16 protein-coding genes and 2 pseudogenes are annotated in these 21517 nt (G+C 67.9%); 7 read left to right on the top strand and 11 right to left on the bottom strand.

Annotated features, from left to right (window positions below; all coding sequences use genetic code 11):
• Positions 1-236 precede the first annotated feature (236 nt).
• On the top strand, positions 237-2024 hold the full coding sequence (locus BMY19_RS03505; RefSeq protein WP_100250866.1) for an acyl-CoA dehydrogenase C-terminal domain-containing protein: 1788 nt from the start codon (positions 237-239) through the stop codon (positions 2022-2024).
• A gap of 128 nt (positions 2025-2152) precedes the next feature.
• Here the strand turns inward: BMY19_RS03505 and BMY19_RS03500 are convergent, their stop codons facing one another.
• The 3 genes from BMY19_RS03500 to BMY19_RS03490 all read right to left on the bottom strand — a co-directional run bounded on the left by BMY19_RS03500 (position 2153) and on the right by BMY19_RS03490 (position 4027).
• Positions 2153-3433: an O-acetylhomoserine aminocarboxypropyltransferase gene (locus tag BMY19_RS03500; protein WP_100250865.1), complete on the bottom strand. Its 1281-nt coding sequence runs from the start codon at positions 3431-3433 to the stop codon at positions 2153-2155.
• A gap of 101 nt (positions 3434-3534) precedes the next feature.
• The gene (locus BMY19_RS03495) at positions 3535-3750 is read right to left on the bottom strand and encodes a hypothetical protein (protein ID WP_056522126.1); all 216 of its coding nucleotides are present in this window, start codon (positions 3748-3750) and stop codon (positions 3535-3537) included.
• A 34-nt stretch (positions 3751-3784) separates the two neighbouring features.
• Positions 3785-4027: a hypothetical protein gene (locus BMY19_RS03490; protein ID WP_020091367.1), complete on the bottom strand. Its 243-nt coding sequence runs from the start codon at positions 4025-4027 to the stop codon at positions 3785-3787.
• 190 nt (positions 4028-4217) lie between these two features.
• Here BMY19_RS03490 and BMY19_RS03485 point away from each other — a divergent pair, with 190 nt between their 5' ends.
• The 3 genes from BMY19_RS03485 (at position 4218) to BMY19_RS03475 (ending at position 8256) form a co-directional block, all read left to right on the top strand.
• Positions 4218-4418 (top strand): hypothetical protein, encoded by a 201-nt coding sequence (locus BMY19_RS03485; RefSeq protein WP_100251110.1) that lies wholly within the window; start codon positions 4218-4220, stop codon positions 4416-4418.
• A 290-nt stretch (positions 4419-4708) separates the two neighbouring features.
• Positions 4709-6571, top strand: coding sequence for an ATP-binding protein (locus tag BMY19_RS03480; protein ID WP_100250864.1), 1863 nt, complete (start codon positions 4709-4711; stop codon positions 6569-6571).
• The gene (locus tag BMY19_RS03475) at positions 6568-8256 is read left to right on the top strand and encodes a putative bifunctional diguanylate cyclase/phosphodiesterase (protein WP_100250863.1); all 1689 of its coding nucleotides are present in this window, start codon (positions 6568-6570) and stop codon (positions 8254-8256) included. Before BMY19_RS03480 ends, BMY19_RS03475 begins: the two co-directional genes overlap by 4 nt.
• Positions 8257-8275: 19 nt before the next feature.
• Here the strand turns inward: BMY19_RS03475 and BMY19_RS03470 are convergent, their stop codons facing one another.
• The 8 genes from BMY19_RS03470 to BMY19_RS03435 all read right to left on the bottom strand — a co-directional run bounded on the left by BMY19_RS03470 (position 8276) and on the right by BMY19_RS03435 (position 19339).
• Positions 8276-10150 (bottom strand): Hint domain-containing protein, encoded by a 1875-nt coding sequence (locus BMY19_RS03470; protein WP_020091363.1) that lies wholly within the window; start codon positions 10148-10150, stop codon positions 8276-8278.
• Between the two features lie 757 nt (positions 10151-10907).
• Entirely contained in the window at positions 10908-12809 is a 1902-nt protein-coding gene (locus BMY19_RS03465; protein WP_100250862.1) for a TRAP transporter large permease, read from the bottom strand.
• Positions 12810-12821: 12 nt separating this feature from the next.
• A complete protein-coding gene (locus BMY19_RS03460; RefSeq protein WP_100250861.1) occupies positions 12822-13838 on the bottom strand; it encodes a TRAP transporter substrate-binding protein in 1017 nt (338 codons plus the stop codon).
• 303 nt (positions 13839-14141) lie between these two features.
• Positions 14142-15164, bottom strand: a complete 1023-nt coding sequence (locus BMY19_RS03455; RefSeq protein WP_091678179.1) for a transketolase family protein — start codon at positions 15162-15164, stop codon at positions 14142-14144.
• Positions 15161-16012, bottom strand: a complete 852-nt coding sequence (locus tag BMY19_RS03450; protein WP_056522141.1) for a transketolase — start codon at positions 16010-16012, stop codon at positions 15161-15163. Before BMY19_RS03450 ends, BMY19_RS03455 begins: the two co-directional genes overlap by 4 nt.
• Before the next feature lie 13 nt (positions 16013-16025).
• Complete coding sequence (locus tag BMY19_RS03445; RefSeq protein WP_100250860.1) at positions 16026-16775, bottom strand: SDR family NAD(P)-dependent oxidoreductase; 750 nt, start codon at positions 16773-16775, stop codon at positions 16026-16028.
• A gap of 219 nt (positions 16776-16994) precedes the next feature.
• A complete protein-coding gene (locus BMY19_RS03440) occupies positions 16995-17891 on the bottom strand; it encodes a LysR substrate-binding domain-containing protein (protein WP_091924202.1) in 897 nt (298 codons plus the stop codon).
• Positions 17892-18730: 839 nt separating this feature from the next.
• The gene (locus BMY19_RS03435) at positions 18731-19339 is read right to left on the bottom strand and encodes a PAS domain-containing protein (RefSeq protein WP_100250859.1); all 609 of its coding nucleotides are present in this window, start codon (positions 19337-19339) and stop codon (positions 18731-18733) included.
• A 170-nt stretch (positions 19340-19509) separates the two neighbouring features.
• Here BMY19_RS03435 and BMY19_RS03430 point away from each other — a divergent pair, with 170 nt between their 5' ends.
• From BMY19_RS03430 to BMY19_RS03415, 3 genes and pseudogenes are all read left to right on the top strand, one after another.
• On the top strand, positions 19510-19818 hold the full coding sequence (locus BMY19_RS03430) for a hypothetical protein (protein ID WP_091924196.1): 309 nt from the start codon (positions 19510-19512) through the stop codon (positions 19816-19818).
• A gap of 681 nt (positions 19819-20499) precedes the next feature.
• Positions 20500-20952 (top strand): annotated as a pseudogene (locus tag BMY19_RS03420) (transposase); the annotation flags it as partial.
• Positions 20953-21152: 200 nt separating this feature from the next.
• A pseudogene (locus BMY19_RS03415) lies at positions 21153-21517 on the top strand (flagellar protein); the annotation flags it as partial.

Here is a 21517-nt window from a genome sequence, read left to right as displayed (position 1 = left end):
TATCCACGGACGCACGCGTCGGATCGTTCGAGCGTGACCATTAACTTTCTTGGTAAACACGAAGTTAAGGTTTGATGGGCCCGGTAATGGCCGCGACCACGCGGCTGCTGAGGAACGGCCGCGCCTGTCGCGCTCCGGGCGGGCGGAGCCGTTGCTCCGGGAGCGGCGCGGCGTTTACATGCGGCCAACGCGGCGGGCCGTTCCGAGAGGCCCGCACCAGACGGGGGAAGCCAGAGATGCCGCAGTATCGCGCTCCGGTCGAGGATACGCTGTTCTTGCTCACCGAGGTCCTCGGCTTCCATGCCCGGGACAACCTGGCGGGCTTCGCCGACGCCTCGCCCGACGTGGTCGAGGCCGTCCTGCGCGAGGGGGCGAAGCTCGCCGAGGAGGTGCTCGCCCCGCTCAACCGCACGGGCGACGTCGAGGGCTGCCGCCGCGAGGCCGACGGGACGGTGCGCACGCCGACCGGCTTCAAGGCCGCCTACGACACTTACGCCAGCGGCGGCTGGATGGGCCTGTCGGTGCCGGAGGCCTATGGCGGCCAGGGCCTGCCGCACACCCTGAACACGGCGATCCAGGAATTCGCCTCGGGCGCGAACCTCGCCTTCGGCATGTATCCCGGCCTGACGCAGGGCGCGATGGCGGCGCTGCTGGTCCACGGCTCGGAGGAGCAGAAGGCGCTGTACCTGCCCAAGATGGTCGAGGGCGCCTGGACCGGGACCATGAACCTGACCGAGCCGCATTGCGGCACGGATCTCGGGCTTCTCAAGACCAAGGCCGTGCCGAACGGCGACGGCTCCTACAGCATCACCGGCACCAAGATCTTCATCTCGGCCGGCGAGCACGACCTCGCCGAGAACATCGTGCACCTCGTCATCGCGCGGATCGAGGGCGCGCCCGCCGGCACAAAGGGCATCTCGCTGTTCGTGGTGCCGAAATTCCTGGTGAACGACGACGGGTCCCTCGGGGCGCGCAACGGCGTGTCCTGCGGCTCCCTCGAGCACAAGATGGGCATCCACGGCAACGCCACCTGCGTGATGAACTACGACGGGGCTACGGGCTGGCTCGTGGGCCAGGAGAATCGCGGCCTCAACGCCATGTTCGTGATGATGAACGAGGCGCGGCTCGCGGTCGGCGTCCAGGGCCTTGGGCAATCCGAGGTCGCCTACCAGAACGCCGCCGCCTACGCGAAGGACCGGCTCCAGGGCCGCGCCCTGACCGGCGCCAAGGCGCCCGAGAAGGCCGCCGACCCGATCATCGTCCATCCGGACGTGCGCCGCACGCTGATGCAGATCCGCGCCTTCAACGAGGCGGCCCGGGCCCTCATGCTCTGGACCGCGCTCCAGGCCGACATCCTGCACCGCTCCGAGGATGCCAAGGAGCGGCAGGCCGCCGACGACCATCTCGGCCTGATGACCCCGGTGGTGAAGGGCGTGTTCACCGACCGCGGCTTCGCCAACGCGGTCGAGGCCCAGCAGCTCCTCGGCGGCCACGGCTACATCGAGGAATGGGGCATGTCGCAGTTCGTGCGCGATGCCCGCATCGCCATGATCTACGAGGGCGCCAACGGCATCCAGGCCATGGACCTGATCGGCCGCAAGCTGCCGAAGGACGGCGGCCGGGCGATGATGACGTTCCTGGGCGATGTCCAGACCTTCCTGAAGGACCACGGCGAGGATCCCGCCATGGCGCCGTTCACCAAGCCGCTCCAGGCCGGGCTGAACGACCTCCAGGGCGCCGTGATGTGGCTGATGCAGAACGCGTTCAGCAAGCCCGACAATGCCGGCGCCGGCGCGACCGACTTCATGCACCTCTTCGGCCTCGTGGCCCTCGGCTACATGTGGGCGAAGATCGCAAAGGCCGCCCAGGCCAAGCACGCCGAGGCCCCCTCCCCCCGCTGGGAGTCGAAGCTCACGAGCGGCCGGTTCTTCATGGAGCGGATGCTGCCGGAGACCGCCCTGCGCCTTAACCGGATCAAGGCCGGGGCCGAGAGCACCATGGCGCTGGAGGCGGAGGCGTTCTGAGCAGCCCGCCGGCTGTGCGCCTCGCGCCAGCCGGCGGCTTCTGGTCAGATCGCTGGAAGCACCGCCGTCCTTGCGAGCGGAGCGAAGCAATCCAGGGTCGCTTCACCGCGCTCGCGATGTCGCCGGGCTCACGCACCGAGCGCCGCGTCCAGATCCTCGATCAGGTCGGCCGGATCCTCCAGGCCGATCGACAGCCGCACCACGTCGGGTCCCGCGCCCGCGGCGGTCTTCTGCGCGTCGGTGAGCTGGCGGTGGGTCGTCGAGGCCGGGTGAATGATCAGGGAGCGCGTGTCGCCGATATTGGCGAGGTGCGAGAACAGCTGCAGGCTCGACACCAGCTTGACGCCCGCGTCGTAGCCGCCCTTGAGCCCGAAGGTGAAGACGGCCCCCGCGCCGTTCGGCGTGTAGCGCCGGGCGAGCTGATGGTACCGGTCGGTCTCCAAGCCGGGATAGCTGACCCACGACACCGCCGGATGCGTCGACAGGTGCTTGGCCACCGTCAGCGCGTTGTCGGAGTGGCGCTGCATGCGCAGCGGCAGCGTCTCGATCCCGTTCAGGATCAGGAAGGCGTTGAACGGCGACAGCGCCGGTCCGAGATCGCGCAGGCCAAGCACCCGGCAGGCGATGGCGAAGCCGAAATTGCCGAAAGTCTCGGCCAGAACCATGCCGGAATATTCCGGCCGCGGCTGGCTCATCATCGGGTAGCGCGCGTCGCCGGCCCACTGGAACGAGCCGCCGTCGACGATCAGGCCGCCGATCGAGTTGCCGTGGCCGCCGAGGAACTTGGTCGCCGAGTGCACCACGATGTCGGCGCCGTGCTCGAACGGCCGGATCAGGTACGGCGTCGCCATGGTGTTGTCGACGACGAGCGGGATGTTGTGCTTCTTGGCGATCTGCGACAGCGCCGCCAGGTCGGTGATGACGCCGCCGGGATTGGCGATCGATTCGCAGAAGATCGCCTTGGTGCGCGGCGTGATCGCCGCCTCGAACGAGGCGGGGTCGTCGCTGTCGGCCCAGGCCACCGACCAGCCGAAGTTCTTGTACGAGTGGTTGAACTGGTTGATCGAGCCGCCGTAGAGCTTGTTGGACGCCACGAACTCGTCGCCCGGCTGCATCAGGGCGTGCATGGTCAGGAACTCGGCCGCGTGGCCGGAGGCCACCGCCAAAGCTGCGGTCCCACCTTCGAGCGCGGCGATGCGCTCCTCGAGGACAGCGTTCGTCGGATTGGTGATCCGCGTGTAGATGTTGCCGAAGGCCTGGAGCCCGAACAGCGACGCGGCGTGGTCGACGTCGTCGAACACGAAGCTGGTGGTCTGGTAGATCGGCGTCGCCCGCGCGCCGGTGGCCGCGTCGGGGGCGGCGCCCGCGTGGATCGCCAGCGTATTGAAGCCGGGCATGCGGTCGGACATCGTCGGGTCTCCTCAGAGCACCCGAGCCTGTACGCACGCCTGGGAGTGCGGCGCAAGACTCGGGCGCGAAGACTCGGGCGCGACCGAGCGCTTCGCAATCCCTAGGCGTCCGGCCGGTGGCCGATGTCGATATGCGGCTGGCCCGCGTCGACCAGGGCACGGTCCACGGCCTCGATGGCGAGCAGGGTCCGGGTCAGGTCCTCGGCCATGGAGATCGGCGCCAGGTCGAGGCCGCCCAGGCGCCGCGCGATGGCGTTCCGCTGGCGGGCCAGGGCGGCGCGCGCCCGGTTCAGATCCTCGATCTCGTCGGCGGTCATCCGCGCTCCTTCTCGTCGGGGTGCCTCGCCGCGCTCAGGCGCCCGGCGTCCAGTCGATGTTCGGGCGCTGGGCCAGCATGCGCTCGAAGTAATTGGCGACGGCCTGCGCCCCGTCCGTGTGCATCATCGCGACCGGATGCGCGAGGTAGGCGCGGGCGAGATCGACCGGAATCCGGCCGCCCTGGAGCGCGCTCAGCACCTCGTCGATGAAGGCGTCGTTGGCCTCGTTGAAGTCGTTCGACAGCTTCTTGCGGTCGTTGAGGGCCTTGATCGGCATGCAGCATCCTTGTCGCGCGGAGCCGGGTCGCGCCCGGACGGAGGGCTCGGCCCGAACCGGGCCGCGGTGGGGAAGGTTCCGGCCACGGAACCTGACGGACAGGTCCAACTGGCGTGCGCGCCCACACCGCTCGGTAACCTTCCACACACGATCCGTGGAGCGGAGTCCCGAGCTCGAGCGTTTACCGGTCATGACGACCGAAATCACGCGCTCTCATACCGTCGAGATCGTCCCGTGCCTGGACGATCCGCGGTGTTTTCGCTGGATCATCCGCAGCCGCGGCGGCGCGGTTGTGGAGCACTCGCCCTACGCGTTCGTGACGCAGAACGGAGCGCGGATCTCCGGAGAGTGCTGGATGCGCGAGCATTTCTGCGACGGTCAGGTCGCGTAGGCTGCGGCCGCAACCGGCAGGGGCGGACCCGACCTTCCATGTGGTATGTGCGCGGGTGTTTCCGCGCCGCGCCGGCATGTCGATGGCAGACGATCCCGCTGAATCATGCGCCGACCGGTCCGCGTCCTCCCGCGCGACCGTCGCGGCGGCCATCAAATACAACCTTGACGATGCTCACGAACCGTAAGGCATCGGTTAAGCATTGTTTCGCTGGCCATATTTCTTTGTCAGAACTTTAATCACGCCCGACCAGTATCGCGCCGATTCTGTTTCTGACCAGGGTGCGAACGATGCTGAGCGGCGACGGAACGGTCCGGCACGACGATGCCGCGTCGCCCCTTGGCGCGGTGACGTCGATCGAGGGATCCAAGGTCCATCTCGAACTCATCGTGCAGGGCGGCCGGCCCAGGGTGCGCGTCACCGTCGGCAATCTGGTCCGGATCCGTGCCGGAGAGGCGATCCTCGTCGGCATCGTCACCACGCTGTCCTCGGGCAGCGAGCGCGGGCACCGGCCGGGCGCCTACGCGAGCCTCGACCTGCTCGGCGAGATCCACGCGGCGCACGGCGCGCACCGCTTCAGCCGCGGCGTGAGCTGCTACCCGGCGATCGGCGACGATGTGGAACTCCTGTCCGCCACCGACCTCCGGATCGTCCATCAGGTCTCGGCGACCGGCACGGCGGCCGTGGGCGCGCTCTACCAGGATCCCGAGACCCCGGCCTGCATCAAGATCGACGACCTGCTCTCCAAGCACTTCGCGGTGCTCGGCGCGACCGGTGTCGGGAAGTCAAGCGGCGTCACCGTCATCCTCGACGAGGTGATGCGGGCGCGACCGTCCGTGCGCGTCTTCCTGCTGGACGTGCACAACGAGTACGCCGCCAGCTTCGGCGACCGCGCGAGCGTCATCAGCCCGCGGACCCTCAAGCTGCCGTTCTGGCTGTTCAACCTCGAGGAGATCGCCGACGTCATCTACGGCGGCAGGCCGGCCGTGGACGAGGAAATCGAGATCCTGGCCGAGGTGATCCCCCTCGCGAAGAGCAAGTACGGGCAGTACAAGGAAGCGAGCGACCGCCAGATCGTGAAGCGGCCCTTCGGCAAGGGCGCCGGCTACACGGTCGACACGCCGGTCCCCTACATGCTGCAGGATCTGCTCGCGCTCATCGACGAGCGGATGGGTCGGCTCGAGAACCGCGTCTCCCGGATGCACTATCACCGGCTGATCTCCCGGATCGAGGCGATCCGGAACGATCCCCGGCACGGTTTCATGTTCGACAACGCCAATGTCGGCGGCGACATGATGGGCGAGATTCTGGCGCACCTGTTCCGGCTCGATCCCGACGGGCGGCCGATGACGATCATGCAGCTCGCCGGTCTGCCGATGGAGGTCGTCGACGCCGTCGTGTGCGTGCTGTGCCGCCTCGCCTTCGAGTTCGGCATCTGGAGCGAGGGCGCCGTCCCGCTGCTGTTCGTCTGCGAGGAGGCCCACCGCTTCGCCTCGGCCGACCGGTCGGTGGGCTTCACGCCGACGCGCCGCGCCCTGGCGCGGATCGCCCGAGAGGGCCGCAAGCACGGCGTCCATCTCGGGCTCGTCACCCAGCGCCCGGCCGAGCTCGACGCGACGATCATGTCGCAATGCAGCACCCTGTTCGCCATGCGCATGACCAACGCGCGCGACCAGGCCTTCCTGGCCGCGGCCGTGTCGGACGCAGCCAACCTCCTCACCTTCGTGCCGTCGCTGGGCACCGGCGAGGTCATCGCCTTCGGCGAGGGCGTCCCGATCCCGGCGCGGATGACCTTCCGGCCGCTGCCGTCGGCCCGTCACCCGCGCAACGACGCGAGCGGCAGGGCCGCCGAGGACGACGCGACCGTCGCCGGCGCGGCCTTCGTCGGCGCCGTCGTCGAGCGCTGGCGCGGCGCCACCATGAACAAGGTCGCCGGGTACGACGGCGATCCGGCCGCGGCGGCGCGCCTCGGGCGCGAGGCGGGCTCGGACAGCCCGCACGGCGCCGCCCTCGAGCAGGTGCATCGCCGCCTCCTCCGCCGCCCCCTGGAGGGCGGCGACCAAGCTCAGACCGGCGCCCAGACCGGCGCCCAGACCGGCACCCAGGCCGGCGCCCAGGCTGCCAAGCCCCTGTGGCAGCAGGGCGGGGCATGAGCGAGCCCGCTTTTTCGGAGCGTCGAACCCTGCTCGAGGCCGCCATCCAGGCGCTACCCGTCGGGGTCGTGGTCCATGACGGCCAGGGTCACTGCGTCCTCGCCAACGCCGCCGCGCGCGCCCTCGGGGACAGGGCCGTCCAGGCGCTTCCCGCCGCGGCGGCCGGCGCCCGGGACGCCGGGACCGTCGAGGCAGTCGACGACCGGATGCTCGAGGTGCGGACGCGGCCGGTTGCCGAGGACCGGGACGGTTTCACGCTGACGACCCTGATCGACGTCACGCACCATCACCGGATCCAGCGGGAGCTGATCACCGAGGCCTTCATCGACGCCCTGACCGGCCTGCCCAACCGGACGATGTTCGAGCAGAGCATCGCGGATGTCCTGGCGGGGTCCGCGCCGGGGGACCGGTTCGCCCTGGCCTTCATCGATCTCGACAACTTCAAGCACATCAACGACTACTACAGCCACGCCGCGGGCGATGCCCTGCTGCGCAAGGTGTCCGACCGGATCGGCGGCGCGCTGCGCCCGAGCGACCTCCTGGCGCGGATCGGCGGCGACGAGTTCGTGCTGCTCCTCGCTCCCGTCACCGACGGGGACGCGGCGCTGGCCTCCGTGCGCGCCATCTCGGAGCGCCTGAAGCAGCCGTTCTTCATCGACGGGCACGAGATCTTCGCCTCCGCCTCCATCGGCGTCAGCCTCTTCCCGGAGCACGGCGACAGCTACGAGACCCTCGCCCGGCAGGCCGACAACGCGATGTACCGGGTGAAGGGCGAGCTGAAGGGCGGCGTCAGCGTCTTCGACGACGCGATGAGCCAGGCCGCCACGGCCCGCATGGCCGTGGAGCAGCGCCTCCGGCTGGCGATCCGCGACCGCTGCTTCTGCTGCGCCTTCCAGCCCAAGGTCGACATGCGCTCCCACGCGGTCACGGGCGTCGAGGTGCTCCTGCGCTGGCGCGACGAGGTCGGCATGATCCAGGCGCCCGGCGACTTCATCGCCCTCGCCATCGAGCTCGGGCTGATCAACGAGATCACCCTGCAGCTCCTGGCCGAGACGGTGCGGGCGATGCCCGACATCGACGAGGTTTTCGGACCCGACGTCACCGTGAGCCTCAACATCGCCGCCAAACAGGCCTGCGACGTGCCGTTCATGACCGCCTTCTGCGCGGCGCTCGGCGAGACCGGCCTCGCGGAGCGCTTCGTGCTCGAACTGACCGAGGAGGCCTTCTTCACGACGGGCCGCTTCCAGCGCGAGGTCCTGCCGAAGATCCGGGCGATCGGCGCGCGCGTCTCGATCGACGATTTCGGCGTCGGCTACTCGTCCCTCGCGGCCCTGGCGGACATCACCGCGGACGAGCTCAAGATCGATCGCTCGTTCATCACCGACATCGACAAGCGGCCGCGCAGCCAGATCGTCCTGAAGGCGATCGAGTCGCTCGGTGCGGCGCTGGGCATGACGGTGGTGGCCGAAGGCGTCGAGACCTTCGAGGAGGTCGCCTACCTGCTCGGCGCCACGCAGATCCGCTGCGCCCAGGGCTACTACTTCGCGCGCCCGCTGCTGCTCGACCAGATCCGGCAGGCCGAGCCGCCGCGCATGGCCGGGTCGCACGGTCCGGCCGCGCGCGGCCGCGCGTCGGACCTGCGTGCGTCGGACCTCCGCGCGTCCAGCCTGATGCGGCGCGCCTGACGCCCGCCGCGGTGGCGCGTCAGGCGGCCAGCAGGGGCCGCCACACGCCCGCCGCGTCCGCGGCCATGGCGCAGATGACCGCCTCGTCGATCGAGCGGCGCACCTCGACCACGTGCGGCACACCGGGAGCGAGGGGCGCCTCGACGCCGAGGTCGAATCCGTGCCGGCCGTCGCCCACGCCCGCCGCCGCGATGTCGGCGCGGTACTCCGCCGCCACCGTCACCGCCACGATTGTCCCGTCGACCACGATGTCCAGGCATACGGGGGCGTCGGGCTGCGCGGCGTCGTGGGCCCAGCCGGCCACGCGCAGCGCGCCGTCCGCGCGCAGCGCGCAGCGATCCAGCCACGCCCGCACGGCGCCCGGACGCGACGTCGCGCCGGCCCGACGGATCAGCCGCCTGCGCAGGGCGGCGAGCTGGGGACCGAGCGCGGTGCGCGGCGCGTAGGCCTGCGGACCGATCGCGCTGTCGTCCGGATCGCGGCCGTCGAAGAGCCGCCGGAGGCCTGGAGCGGGCAGGAAGCTCTCGGCCGGCGCGCCCTCCGCCAGCAGCAGGTCGTGGCTGTCGAGCTCGATATGCCAGTAGGTGAGATCAATCACGCGCTCACCGCGGGTGATGCTGGTTCCGTTGACGAGGTGGCCGGCGGCGACGAACAGCCCGTCCAGCCAAACGGCGTGGTCCGGCGAGACGAGCAGGTCGCGGGCGGGGACACCGTCGTCGAGCGCGCCGGCCCGGATGCGCACGGGCCGCTCGGTCGGCGGGGCCGACGATCCGGGATAGGTGCGGCGACCGATCCACCGGATCGGCCGATGCAGGCCCGCGGCCGTGACGACCCTGTCGCCCACCGCGAGCCGCTCGACAGCGACGTCGCCGCGGTCGGTCCTGATGGACGTGCCGGTGCAGTAGCACGGGGCGTTTCCCGGCGCCGCGGTCCCTTGAGCCGTCCCCGAGGACGATTGAGAAGATCCATTCGACCCGTTGGCGCCCGATGCAGGCGCCGTCGAACCGGAGTTCGACCCGGCCGCGCCCGGCTGCGCTCCGGCCGCGCCGGCGCCCGACCGGAGACCGGCCGTCGCCCCGTACAGACCCGGGTCTCGGCCATCCGGCGACGACACGCGGTCCTGCGGCACCGCGACCGCGTTGGGGTTGTTCGAGTAGACGCGGATATAGTCGATGCTCGAGCTGAAGCGGGTGCCCGTCGTCGCCGTGCTCTGCACGGCCAGGTTGGCCAGCAGATACATGGGGCTGTGCAGGTCGGACGGCGTCGCCTGCGAACCGACGAGCTGACCGTCCACGTAGAAGCTGATGCGATCGGCCTGCCAGTTCATGCCGTAGGTGTGATACCCGTTGGGATTGGGCATCTCGCTGTAGACTTGGCGGGTCTGCTGCCAGGTCGTTCCGGGCGGCTGCGGGTCGGTCGTGTGGATCGTGCTGTAGACGCCGCGGTCGTTGTTTCCGTAATGCTCGACGACGTCGAGCTCCTGGTGCCCGTTGGCGCTGCTCGACTGCGGGCTCTGCTGATTCGGCAGCAGCCAGAAGGCGTCCCAGGCATCGGGATTGTTGGAGAAATCCGCGCGGATCTCGAAGTAGCCGTAAGTCTGCGAGAAGTTGCCCTGCGTGCTGATGAGCCCGGACTGCCAGCTCCCCGGATAGCCGGACGCGCTCGTCCCGGGCGGCGCCGCCGTGATCGTCAGGACACCGTTCTGGACGCTGAAGGGATCGTAACCGGACCCGGAATCGAGGAACGAGGACCGGCCGAAGCCGATGTCGGAGTTGGCGTCGTACCGCCACTCGGCGCGAATATCGCGGTAGGTCGTCCCGACGCCGTTCTGCGAGATGCTGCGCGCGTTGAACTCGTCGTCGTAGGTCAGGCGATAGCCCGTCAGATCAAGCATCGACGCCGTCTCATCACCATTCTGGTTCGCCGGACGTGGCGCGCTGTCAAATCAAGATTGCCAACAAGCAATCCGCGAATAGTAAATAATGTCCTGCGTGTCGCGCGGACGAAGTGAGCATCGGCTGCGACAGGCCATCGCCTGAACGCCCGCCGGTCGCGTCGCGCCATCGAGCAGGGAAAGACGACACGGTTAAGGCTGACTAACCGTATCGGCCACGTGGCGCAAATCAGTCACGGCGCCGCGCGGCTGCGACCGTACTAGCTGACGGTCAATCGAGGCGCCGCGCGGAACGGCCGTGACGGGCTGGAGGGCCGGTGACGGCGGGGGCCTCTACCGCGTCATCGCGGCCAGCGGATCGGAACGCTGGGTGATGCTCGACCGGATGCTCGGACGTCGCCGCGCGATGAGCCTCGGGTCCGCCCCTGCTGTCGCCGTAGAGGCTGTTCAGGCAGGCGATCGATGCCGGCCCGCAAGCCATTGCAGCTCCGATCTTCCGGGCCAGAACGCGCGTGCATTGGAAGGAGCCCGCGCAGTCGCACGCGATCGCGGGGGCAAGCGGCGATCCGATCCAGCACGTGGCCTTGTCCTGGGCGACCGATGAGCGACAGGCCGCGCTCACTGCCCTCTTCGGTCGGGCCGTGCGGCCTCGCGGGTCGGCGGCACCTCACAGGATGCGCTGATCGGACAGTCCCCCGACGAGGAAGCGGCTGCATCCCAGTGAATGCAGTCGCGCCCCGGATCGCGTTGCATCGCCTCAGAGGAACCCGATCGAGAACCAGGGGACGAGGATGATGGCGAGCAGCCCGACCAGCAGGGCCAGGATGTAGCCGACGATCGGGCGCATCCCGGCGTCTGGGTTGATCCGGCTGATGGCGCAGGCGGCGTAATAGCCGACGCCGAAGGGTGGGGCGAACAGGCCGATGCCCATCGCGAGGATGACCACCATCGAATAGTGCACCTCATGCACGCCCACCGCCCGCGCGATCGGGAACAGCAGCGGCCCGAACAGCACGATCGCCGGGATGCCCTCCAGCACCGACCCCAGGATGATGAAGGCGAAGGCCGAGACGAACAGGAACCCGAGCGCACCGCCCGGAAGGCCCTTCATCACGACGGCCAGCGTCTCCGAGAAGCCCGACTGGGTGAGCGCCCAGGCCATCCCGGTGGCCGCGCCGATGATCAGCAGGATCGCGCCGGACAGGGCGGCGGTGGTCACCAGCATCGGGTAGAGCCGCCGCCACTCGAACTGGCGGTAGATCAGCAGGCCGGCCAGCGCCGCGTAGACGATGCCGATGGTCGAGACCTCGGTGGCAGTGGCGATGCCCTCGACCACGGCGAAGCGGATCACGAAGGGTAGCGCCAGCGCCGGGATCGCCACCAGGAAGGCGCGGCCGATGACCCGGCCGGACGGCCTGGCGACGTGGCTCAGGTCCTCGCGGCGGTAGCGCCACCAGACCAGCGCGCACAGCGTCGCGGCGAGCACGAGGCCCGGCATCAGGCCGCCGGTGAACAGGGCGGTGATCGACACGCCGGTGACCGAGCCGATGGTGATCAGCACGATCGAGGGCGGGATCGTCTCGGTCTGCGCGCCGGTGGTGGCGAGCAGGGCCACGAGGTCGCCCTCCTTCGCGCCGCGGGCCTTCATTTCGGGGAACAGCACGGGCGCGACGGCGGCCATGTCGGCGGCCTTGGAGCCGGAGATGCCCGAGACGAGGTACATGGCCCCGACCAGCACGTAGTGCAGGCCGCCGCGGACGTGTCCGAGCAGCGAGGCCAGGAAGCCGACCATGGCCTTGGCCATGCCGGTCATCTCGATCAGCAGGCCGAGGAACACGAACAGCGGCACGGCGAGGAGGATGAGGTGGCTCATGCCCTCGTCCATGCGACCGACCACCACCATGGAGGGCGCGTTGGTGGTCAGCGTGATGTAGGCGAAGGTCGACAGGCCGAACGCGAAGGCGATCGGCACGCCGGAGAAGACCAGCGCGCCGACGCCGAGGACGAAGAACAGCAGGAGGTTGAGGTTGCCCAGCCCCGCCAGCCAAGGCTGGAGGGCGACGAGCCCACCCGCGACCGCAACGCCGAGCACCAGCGCGCCGGCCGTCATCCGCCAATCGGCCGTTTCGAAGAGGCGGATGACGGCGACCAGCAGCATCAGGCCGAGGCCGATCGGCAAGGCAGCGGCGCGCCACGCATTGTTGAGATCGAGGGCCGGCGTCTGGACGTAGATCTCCTCGGCCGCGAACTCGTAGGCCGGGTGCAGGACGAGGCTCACGAAGATCAGGCCGGCCACCAGCGCGACTGTTTCCAGAAAGGCGCGGGTGCGGGGTCCGGTCATGGCGACGATCGCCGTCATGCGCATGTGCTCGGCGCGGCGGAAGGCGACCACGGCGCCCAGCATGGCAAGCCACAGGAACAGGATGCCGGCGAGTTCGTCCGACCAAACGAGCGGCTCATGGAAGACGTAGCGGCTCACGACGCCGGCGAGCAGCACCCCGATCTCGGCCAGCACCAGCAGGGCGGCCGGGATCTCGACGAGATGACCGAGGAACCGATCGGCGGTCCCGAGCCATGGGTGACCGCTCAGCGAGGGCCCGTGCAGGCCGTGACTGGGCGTTGCCTCGACAGAGGCGGCGGCGGCGATATCGACGTGCATGACACCCCACCCTCAACCGAGCTTGCCGGATACGGCTTCGAGGTGGCTCCAGCCGACTTCACCGAACTTCGCCTTCCAGTCCTTGTAGAAACTCGTCTTGGCGAGAGCGGCACGGAAAGGCTCGCGGTCGACATCGATGAACCTGATCCCTTTCTCTGACAGGGTCGTGCGCAGAGAGTCGCTGAGCCTGGCCACGTCCGCACGCTGATCCTGACCCGAGCGGTCGAACTCCCTGGTCACGATCGCGCGCAGGTCCTCGGGCAGCTTCTGCCAAGCGCGCTTGTTTCCGAGGATCCAGTAGCCGTCCCAGACGTGGCCGGTCAGGCTGCAGGACTTCTGCACCTCGTAGAGGCGCGTCGTGGCGATGATCGGCAGCGGGTTCTCTTCGCCCTCCACGACCTTGGTTTGGAGCGCCGAGTACAGCTCGTTGAAATTGATGGGCGCGGCCCCGGCGTCGAGGGCCTTGAAGAGCGAGGTCAACATCGGTGCTTGGGGCACGCGAATCTTGAAGCCCTTCAGATCCTCGGGCGTCCTGATCTCACGAGTCGAGGAGGTGATCTGACGGAAGCCGTTGTCCCAGCTCTTGCAGATGGTCGTGATCGGCGTCTTGGCGATCTCGGCGCGGACATAGTCGCCGAGCGCCCCGTCCATGGCCTTCCAGACGGCATCGTAATCCTTGAAGGCGAAGCCGCTGTTGGGCAGGCTGGACGCCGGCACGAAGGTCGACAGGATCGAGTGTGAGAGGTTGAAGAACTCGACCGAGCCGTTCCGCACCTGCGACAGCAAGTCGGTGTCCGAGCCGAGTTGATTGGCCGGGAACAACTTGATGTCGACGCGCCCGTTCGTCGCCTCGCGGATCCGGTCGCACGCTTCCTGCGCCCGGACGTTGACCGGATGGGTCGGGTCCTGGCCGGTGGCGAGCTTGTAGCCGAATTCGGCGGCCTCGCCCCGGCGCGTGATGATGCCGAAGATCGGGACAGCCGCGGCGCCGGCAAGAAGTGTCCGACGGCTTATGTTGAATGTGCTCACGATGTCACTCCCTGATGATGCTCGGTGGCGCGATCCCGCCTGCTACGGTCTTTGAGATCGCCGGCCTCTGCCCATGCGCGCAGGTCGCCCTTTTGCTGAGCGTTCTTATTGTTTTGATCGATTATTGAAGTCGTTAATTGTTTTCAGGCGCGCATCATCGCTCGGTGCGCGCGATGCGACCGAATGAATAGATAAATCATTCTACGGCACATCATGATCGCGGACGCGGAGATCCGCGATCATCTCAATTCAGCTCAGTTATGGGTGTGAGCAGTCGCTTGTCGGCGCGAGCGACGGCTGCGCCTACAGCCAACCGCGGATGCTTCGAGCCATCGCCTCGGTCGAGATGCCGTAGCGGTCGTGAAGGGTCGGCAGCGCTCCGGCGTCGAGGAACTCGTCCGGCAGGCCGACTTGACGGAAGCCGCGCTCCGGCAGGGTACCGTCGCGCATCAACAATCCCGCCACCGCCTCGCCGAGGCCGCCGACCACCGAGTGGTTCTCGGCAACGACCACGAGGCGCCCACCGCGACGGGCCTCGGCCAGGATCGTCGCCGCGTCGAGCGGCTTGATCGTCGGCACGTGCAGCACCGCCACGTCGACCCGATCCTCGCGCAGGGCCTCGGCCACCTCCAGGGCGCGCATCGTCATCAGGCCCGACGAGATCACCAGCACGTCGCGGCCGTCGCGGATCGTCTTGGCCTTGCCCCACTCGAACCGGTAGCCGTACTCGTCGAGCACCAGCGGGACGTTGCCGCGCAGTAGCCGCAGGTAGACCGGGCCCTGGTGGGCGACCATCGCCGGGACCATCTGCTCGATCTCGTGCGCGTCGCACGGGTCGAGGATCGTCATGTTCGGCATGCCGCGGAAGATCGCGACATCCTCGGTCGCCTGATGGCTGGGCCCGTAGCCGGTGGTCAGGCCGGGCAGCGCGCAGGCGATCTTGACGTTGAGGTTCTCCTCCGCGATCGCGAGGCAGATGAAGTCGTAGGCGCGCCGCGCCGCGAACACCGCGTAGGTGGTGGCAACCGAGACGAACCCCTCGCGGGCGAGGCCGGCGGCCGCGCTCATCAGGAGCTGCTCGGCCATCCCCATCTGGTAGAACCGGTCAGGGTGGGCCTGCGCGAAGATGTGCAGGTCCGTGTACTTGGCCAGATCCGCCGAGAGGCCGACGATGTCGGGCCGGGTCTTGGCGAGTTCCACGAGGGCGTGGCCGAACGGGGCGGGCTTCGTGCGCTGCCCAGGGGCGGCCAGCGAGGCGATCATCGCCGAGGTCTTGGCGCCGCCGCCGACGCGCGGCGCGGGCCTCTCATATTTCGAGCGTCTCACTGCACCCTCCCCTCGTCCAGGATCTCCAGCGCCTGCGTCCACTCGGCCGGCTCGACCCGCAGGAAGTGGTTGCGCTCGCGCTCCTCGAGGAACGGCACGCCCTTGGCCATCTTCGTGTCGCAGATGATCACCCGGGGTTCGGGACCCGGATGGTGCCGGGCGGCATCGAAGGCCTTCACGAGCGCGTCGAGGTCGTTGCCGTCGACCCGCTGAACGAACCAGTTGAACGCCTCGAACTTCGGCGCCAGCGGCTCGAAGTTGAGAACCCCGTGCGAGGGGCCGTCTGCCTGCATGCCGTTCACGTCGACGATGCCGATCAGGTTGTCGAGCTTGAACGACCCGGCCGACATGGCGGCCTCCCAGGTCGAGCCCTCGTCGAGCTCGCCGTCGGAGAACAGGTTGTAGACGAAGCTCTTCGCGTTCTTCCGCTTCAGGCCCAGCGCCATGCCGACCGCGATCCCGAGCCCGTGGCCGAGCGACCCGCCGGTGATCTCCATGCCGGGCGTGTAGGCGGCCATGCCGGACATCGGCAGGCGGCTGTCGTCGCCGCCGTAGCTCGTCAGCTCGTCCTCCGGGATGATCCCGGCCTCGATCAGCGCCGCGTAGAGGGCGATGGCGTAGTGGCCGATGGAGAGGCAGAAGCGGTCGCGGCCCTCCCATTCCGGATCCTCCGGACGGTAGGTCATCGCGTGGAAGTAGCTCACCGCCAGCACATCGGAGATGCCGAGCGCCTGGGCGATGTAGCCCTGGCCCTGGACCTCGCCCATCAGCAGGGCGTGGCGGCGGATATTGTAGGCCCGGTCGGCCAGCGAGATGTTCGAACCCTCGTGGGGCCGTTCGGTTGACATGAGGTCCTCCCTCTCAGTGGATCAGCATGCCGCCGTTCACGTCGATCACCGCGCCGGTGATGTACGCGGACAGGTCGGAGGCCAGGAACAGGCAGGCATTGGCGATGTCGTCGGCGACGCCGAGGCGGCCGAGCGGGATGCCCTTGGCGATCTCGACCTTGAGCTCGGGGGTGAGCTTGTCGCCGGTGATGTCGGTCTGGATCAGACCGGGAGTGACGGAATTGACCCGGATGCTGTCAGCCCCCAGTTCGCGGGCCATGGCCTTCTGCAGGCCGAGGACGCCGGCCTTCGCCGCGGAATAGTGTGGGCCGCCGAAGATGCCGCCGCCGCGCTGGGCCGAGACCGACGACATGCAGACGATCGAGCCGGATTTCTGCTGCCGCATCTGCGGGACCACGGCCTGGCTCATGTAGAGCGTGCCGCGCAGGTTGACGTCGGTGACCGCGTCGTAGTTCTCCGGTCCCACATCCATCAGCTTGAGCGGCTGGGTGATGCCGGCGTTGTTGATCAGCACGTCGATCGAGCCGAGGCGGGCGATCGTCTCATCGGCGGCGGCTTGGCATACGCCCCGGTCGGTGACGTTGCAGGCGAGGCCGAGATGGCCGTCACCGAGGTCGCGGGCGGCCGCCTCGGCCTGGCCGGCGTCGAGGTCGAGGATGACGACGCGGGCGCCCTGCTTCGCGAAGAGCCGCGCGGTGGCCTTGCCGATGCCGCGGGCGGAGGCCGCCCCGGTGATCACGCAGACCTTGTTCTCGAGAAGCATGTAGACCCTCCCTGCAAACCGGCCGAACCCGGCTTCTTCTGCGATGGGAGGCGGAGAAAGCTTGGCATGAAGCCAGCTCACCCTCTTCGGCCGCGCTCTGACGGGCGTCAGCGTCCGAGCCGTTTCCTCGCGTCCTATCGTTGAAGCCCTTATGGCTGCCCGAGAGGCAATGAACAAACGCGAAGATTGCATTCAAACATGAATGAAATTCATTAAACGCTATTCCAGCTCCGAGCTCGGCGATACAGACAGTTCTCTAGCGAGCCAGCGCGCGAAGATCCTCAGAGGTTCGCGCCGTCGCGATGATGGCGGAAAGACGAGATGGTGACCGGTGTAGTGGATATCCACTGACCGACCTGCAAGCGGCGCCACGAGGCGTCCGATCGTCATTTCCCGTTCCGCGAGACGTGTCGACTCCAGGGCGACGCCGAGGCCGTCGGCCGCTCCGGTCAATGCCAGGAAGCTGCGGTCGAAGCGCAGGGCTGCGGATGCCGGCGCCGTGAGGCCGTTCTTGTCGAACCAGTGCGGCCAGCGCACCAGTTTCGTGTCACTCTGGATCAAGGGATGCCGGAACAGATCGGACGGCTTCTTGATCTGCTCTGCTCGCGACGGGTCGCAGAGCGGCGTCACCGTTTCAACGCCGAGAGGCATGCGCAGCAAGCCCTCGCCGCGCGGGGGGCCGTAGACGATATCGGCATCGAACTCGTCGTTGGTGAAGCGCGCGTAGTCCATGCCTGCGGCCAGTCGCACCTCCATCCCAGGATGGTCGCGCAGAAAACCCGACAGCCGGGGCGTCAGCCACTGTGCGGCAAAGCTCGGGGCGCAATGCAGGCGCAGCAATTGCGAGCCGCGCGTCGAGATCATGTCGAGCCCGCGATGCAGCTCGGCGAAAGCCCGGCTGACGTGGTCGAGGAGCGCCTCTCCCGCTGTCGTTGGCGCGATACCCTGCCCGACGCGCTCGAAAAGAGGCACGCCGAGCGACTCCTCGAGCTTGCTCATGGCGTGGCTGACGGCGCTGGCCGAGAGATTCAGCTCGCCGGCAGCCTCCTTGAAAGAGCGACGTCGCGCCGCTGCCTCGAAGATGCGGAACGCGGACAAAGGAAGATCCGAAGCCATGACGCTATTTTAAAGTCTCCAGATCTATGAGGATATTATATCGCCTATTTTCGAGCGGTTTTATTACGATGCTTGATCTTATTGCGCTGACTGCATCCGCGACAATGAATAACGCGTCACGATGCCCTGCCCGCTTTATAACCGGTCGCATTCTGGATTGAAGTCTAGGCATTCCATAGGGGCACCTCCCGCATGAGATGATGCGCCGGTGTCTGGTCGAAGCAACACCTATCGGAGCGCTTCCCCTTCTGTCCGCGCGGGGAACCAGCGCGCATCGGTCCAATCAGCAGGATCGAACCGGAGGCAGCACATCCGCTTCGAGACGAAAGCGCGACATCCGATTGCGATCCTGAGCGGACAATCAGGACCGGCTCCGGCAGCTCGACACGGTCGTCGCGTTCCTCGCAAGCCCACCCTTCTGGACGCGCTTCGGATCCGGGGACCGGTCGCGCGAAAATCCATGAGGCCGTACAAGCTGGACGAGGATAGACCGGGCCGCCCCTCGAACTCGGCTCGACCGGTATCGGTGACGCTGTACTCGACGTTCTCAAGATTAGTCGACCCGGTGGCGACGACCAAGCCGACCACCTACAGGCCACGCAGGTAACCGCTCACCTGATAGAAGCGGCGTCGGTCTGAGCGAGCGTGCGGAGCCGGCAGAGGCTTGCAGGCGAGATTCGGTACATCGGCCGCGAGTCTATCGATCGTCGGCTCACCCGTCAGTGGAGATGGCGTGGTAGCCGCCGGCCATCTTGCCGATGAGCGGCCTCGCGTCGCGGCTCACACGCTGGTGACGTCGGGCGCGCTTCCGCGTCGTGAGGGGGCGAGAGCGCCCTCGATCAGTTCATCTTCCGGCGCCGGTCCTGCACCTCTTGCTGCGCAAGCTTCCGGCCCAGCGATATCAAGAGCGCGTCGGCCAGCGCTTTCAGAGCCGGATCTCGCAACTCCACAATCGCCTCCTGTGCGGCGATGGCGTGATCGGCGGCCCGGTCGAGCGCGGTTTCATCGGGGCGGCGCGTGCCCTCCGCGAAAGTGCCCTCGCTCATCCGCAGTGAGGTGATGTCCACGAGGATGCCGCCACCGCCGACCGGTCGCCCTTGATGATCAGCGGTGAAGCGGCCTCGCGCCAGAACCCAGCGGGTCTGGTGGTCGACTGAGATGACCCTGTACTCGGTCAGGAAGGTGCTACCTTCGCTGGCGCTGCGCCGGATCAGATCGAGAACCCGCACCCGATCCTCGGGGTGTATGGCTTCGACGTATTGGGTCAGTGGAACGCCCGCCTCCGCCTGCTGCGGGTCGACATTGAAGAGCAGCGCCACGAAGGCGTCCGAGCGCGCGCAGTCCGTCGCCGCGTCCCACTCCCACTGGCCGATGACGTCGAGTTCATCGAGCGCCGACTGAAATGCCTTCGGACACGTCTGACCGCCAAGGGATCGGGGCTTCGGCACGCCGTACCTGCTCTCGCTGTTCGCTCACACCCATGTGACCTGTCGCACGACACAACCACAAAGGGCAAGCTTTGCGCTAGCACAACCGTTGCGCTTCACACGCATTCAAATAGAATTTGAAACGGTATAACAGTGTACACGGCGCGTGCGGGACGCCGAGACGGAGGCCTATGAGCAGCAAGACGCCGCCCCCCAGCGCCCTTCACCATGAGGAGGACTGCGGGGTCCCGACGCTTCGGCAACAGAGGACGGAACGGCTCCTGAGTCGTATCGCGGAAGCGGTGCAGGTGCCGCCCTCTGCGTTCTACAGGCCACCGAACGCCGTCGATGCGGGAGCTTCCGCCGCGGCCATTCCGGTGGCCCCGGTCGCCAGCGACGCTGAGTGCGCGGAGTTGCTGGCCGCTTTCAACCTGGTCCGTGATCCTGAGGATCGACGCAGGCTCCTGGAACTGGTGCAGAAGACGGCCGAGCGCGCCTGAGGCTGAACAAGCGGCCCTCCGCCCGGTGAGCCGATCGGGGCGTGGCGACGTGGAATATGCGACCGCCTCAGAATCCGATCCGATCGGCCGCCTTCCCGAGCGCCGGCGATGGGCTGCCTATCCAGCTGGTGCGGCCATTCTCGTACAGCCGGCCCCACGCGCGCCGCCCGCCCGGCGCGAATATCACCTGAAGTTTATGGTCGAGGCAGTCGTGGACCTTGCACACGTCAGCGAGCAGGTAGGTTTCGCCGTCCGCTTTTACTTCTCTGGAAGGTTGGGACGGTCCGTTCGACGTGCGGCTCTAGGCCGTCACCCACTTCGGCACTGAAGGACCACTCCTCAGCATCGCGTTGTAGGCGCGCTTGTCGCCGGGTCGGCGCAGCAGGTCGAACAGGTAGACGTCCGCAGCAGCGGCCGGTCCGACAGCGACGAGACTGAGTACAGCGAACACTGTGCGCATAAGAGGGAGAATAGCTCAGCCGCTGGTGCCGGCAACTGCTGGACCCAACACGTCAGGCTTGGCAATCTAGTCCGCGGTATGCGGCACCCGCTCCGGCTCTTCCAGACCATCATCTTCTGCCCCGCCGGCACCGCCGCGCGGGGCTATTGTGCATTCTGCTCTTCAGACGCGCTCTCAGGCTGTTAGGGTCCCGATTGGGGCTGATGTTCGGGTGGGTGGGGATGAGCCCTGCCCGCGAGCCGTATCAGTCCGACGTTTCCGATGAGGAGCGGGCGCCGGTCGCGCCCGAACTGACGCTGCCGCGCGAGGATGCCGGTCAGCGCGAGCATGCGTTGCGGGAGGTGTTCAGCGCGCTGCGCCACGTCGTCAGGAGCGGCTGCCCGTGGCGGCTGAGGCCGCACGACCTGCCGCCCCGGTTTGCCGTGTATCGGCAGGCGCAGCGCTGATTATCAGGTGGCTGCTTCGAGCAACGGGCCGAGGATCCGCGCGCGGTGCTGCACCTCGCCGCGGGTCGGGCGCCGGAGCCGACCGCAACCATGCTCGACGGCCGGACCTCGCGCTCCTCGCCCGAGAGCGGCGAACGAGCGGGCTACAATGGGGCCAAGCGCGAGAAGGGCTCGATGCTGCGCATGGCGGTGGAAACCCTCGGCCCTCTCCTGACGCGGCACGTCACTTCAGAATCAACCCTTGGGCGACTCGACGTGTCTCAGTCCCATGAAAAGTATAGTCGCCGGCAACGCGCGTCGTTATATTTCTGTTCACTTCGGTAATTTAATTTCTGCATTGTTTCCGAGTCGAGCTTGATCAATTTCGAGCGCCGTTGTCCATGAGCCCGCCGAAAAAGCGGCGCGTTGAGTCAGAAAGATAGCGATCCATGTCTTCGATCACCCTGTCGGCCGCGACGCGCCAGAACCTGCTCTCGCTGCAGGACACCGCCCAGCTGATGTCGACCACCCAGAACCGGCTCGCGACCGGCAAGACCGTCAACTCCGCCCTCGACAACCCGACCAACTTCTTCACCTCTCAGGCCCTCGACGGACGCTCCTCGAGCCTGAACTCCCTCCTCGACGGCATCTCCAACGGCATCCAGTCGATCCAGGCCGCCAACCAGGGCATCACCTCGATCCAGAAGCTGGTCAGCCAGGCCAAGTCGATCGCCAACCAGGCGCTCTCGACCCAGCTCTCCACCACCGGCACCGCCGCCAACGCCTACAGCGCCAGCACCGCCTCCTCGACCGT

The organism is Methylobacterium sp. UNC300MFChir4.1 (assembly GCF_900110155.1).
In the GTDB taxonomy this organism is placed as follows: Bacteria; Pseudomonadota; Alphaproteobacteria; order Rhizobiales; family Beijerinckiaceae; genus Methylobacterium.
Note: the sequence above shows the minus strand (reverse complement) of the source record. Positions and strands in the feature narration are given on the sequence as shown.

Coding starts and splice junctions, on each gene's coding strand:
- BMY19_RS03440 (WP_091924202.1), bottom strand. CDS start 17,891: ATGGCTTCGGATCTTCCTTTGTCCGCGTTCCGCATCTTCGAGGCAGCG.
- BMY19_RS03445 (WP_100250860.1), bottom strand. CDS start 16,775: ATGCTTCTCGAGAACAAGGTCTGCGTGATCACCGGGGCGGCCTCCGCC.
- BMY19_RS03490 (WP_020091367.1), bottom strand. CDS start 4,027: ATGCCGATCAAGGCCCTCAACGACCGCAAGAAGCTGTCGAACGACTTC.
- BMY19_RS03485 (WP_100251110.1), top strand. CDS start 4,218: ATGACGACCGAAATCACGCGCTCTCATACCGTCGAGATCGTCCCGTGC.
- BMY19_RS03500 (WP_100250865.1), bottom strand. CDS start 3,433: ATGTCCGACCGCATGCCCGGCTTCAATACGCTGGCGATCCACGCGGGC.
- BMY19_RS03465 (WP_100250862.1), bottom strand. CDS start 12,809: ATGCACGTCGATATCGCCGCCGCCGCCTCTGTCGAGGCAACGCCCAGT.
- BMY19_RS03430 (WP_091924196.1), top strand. CDS start 19,510: ATGAGCAGCAAGACGCCGCCCCCCAGCGCCCTTCACCATGAGGAGGAC.
- BMY19_RS03480 (WP_100250864.1), top strand. CDS start 4,709: ATGCTGAGCGGCGACGGAACGGTCCGGCACGACGATGCCGCGTCGCCC.
- BMY19_RS03475 (WP_100250863.1), top strand. CDS start 6,568: ATGAGCGAGCCCGCTTTTTCGGAGCGTCGAACCCTGCTCGAGGCCGCC.
- BMY19_RS03450 (WP_056522141.1), bottom strand. CDS start 16,012: ATGTCAACCGAACGGCCCCACGAGGGTTCGAACATCTCGCTGGCCGAC.
- BMY19_RS03505 (WP_100250866.1), top strand. CDS start 237: ATGCCGCAGTATCGCGCTCCGGTCGAGGATACGCTGTTCTTGCTCACC.
- BMY19_RS03495 (WP_056522126.1), bottom strand. CDS start 3,750: ATGACCGCCGACGAGATCGAGGATCTGAACCGGGCGCGCGCCGCCCTG.
- BMY19_RS03470 (WP_020091363.1), bottom strand. CDS start 10,150: ATGCTTGATCTGACGGGCTATCGCCTGACCTACGACGACGAGTTCAAC.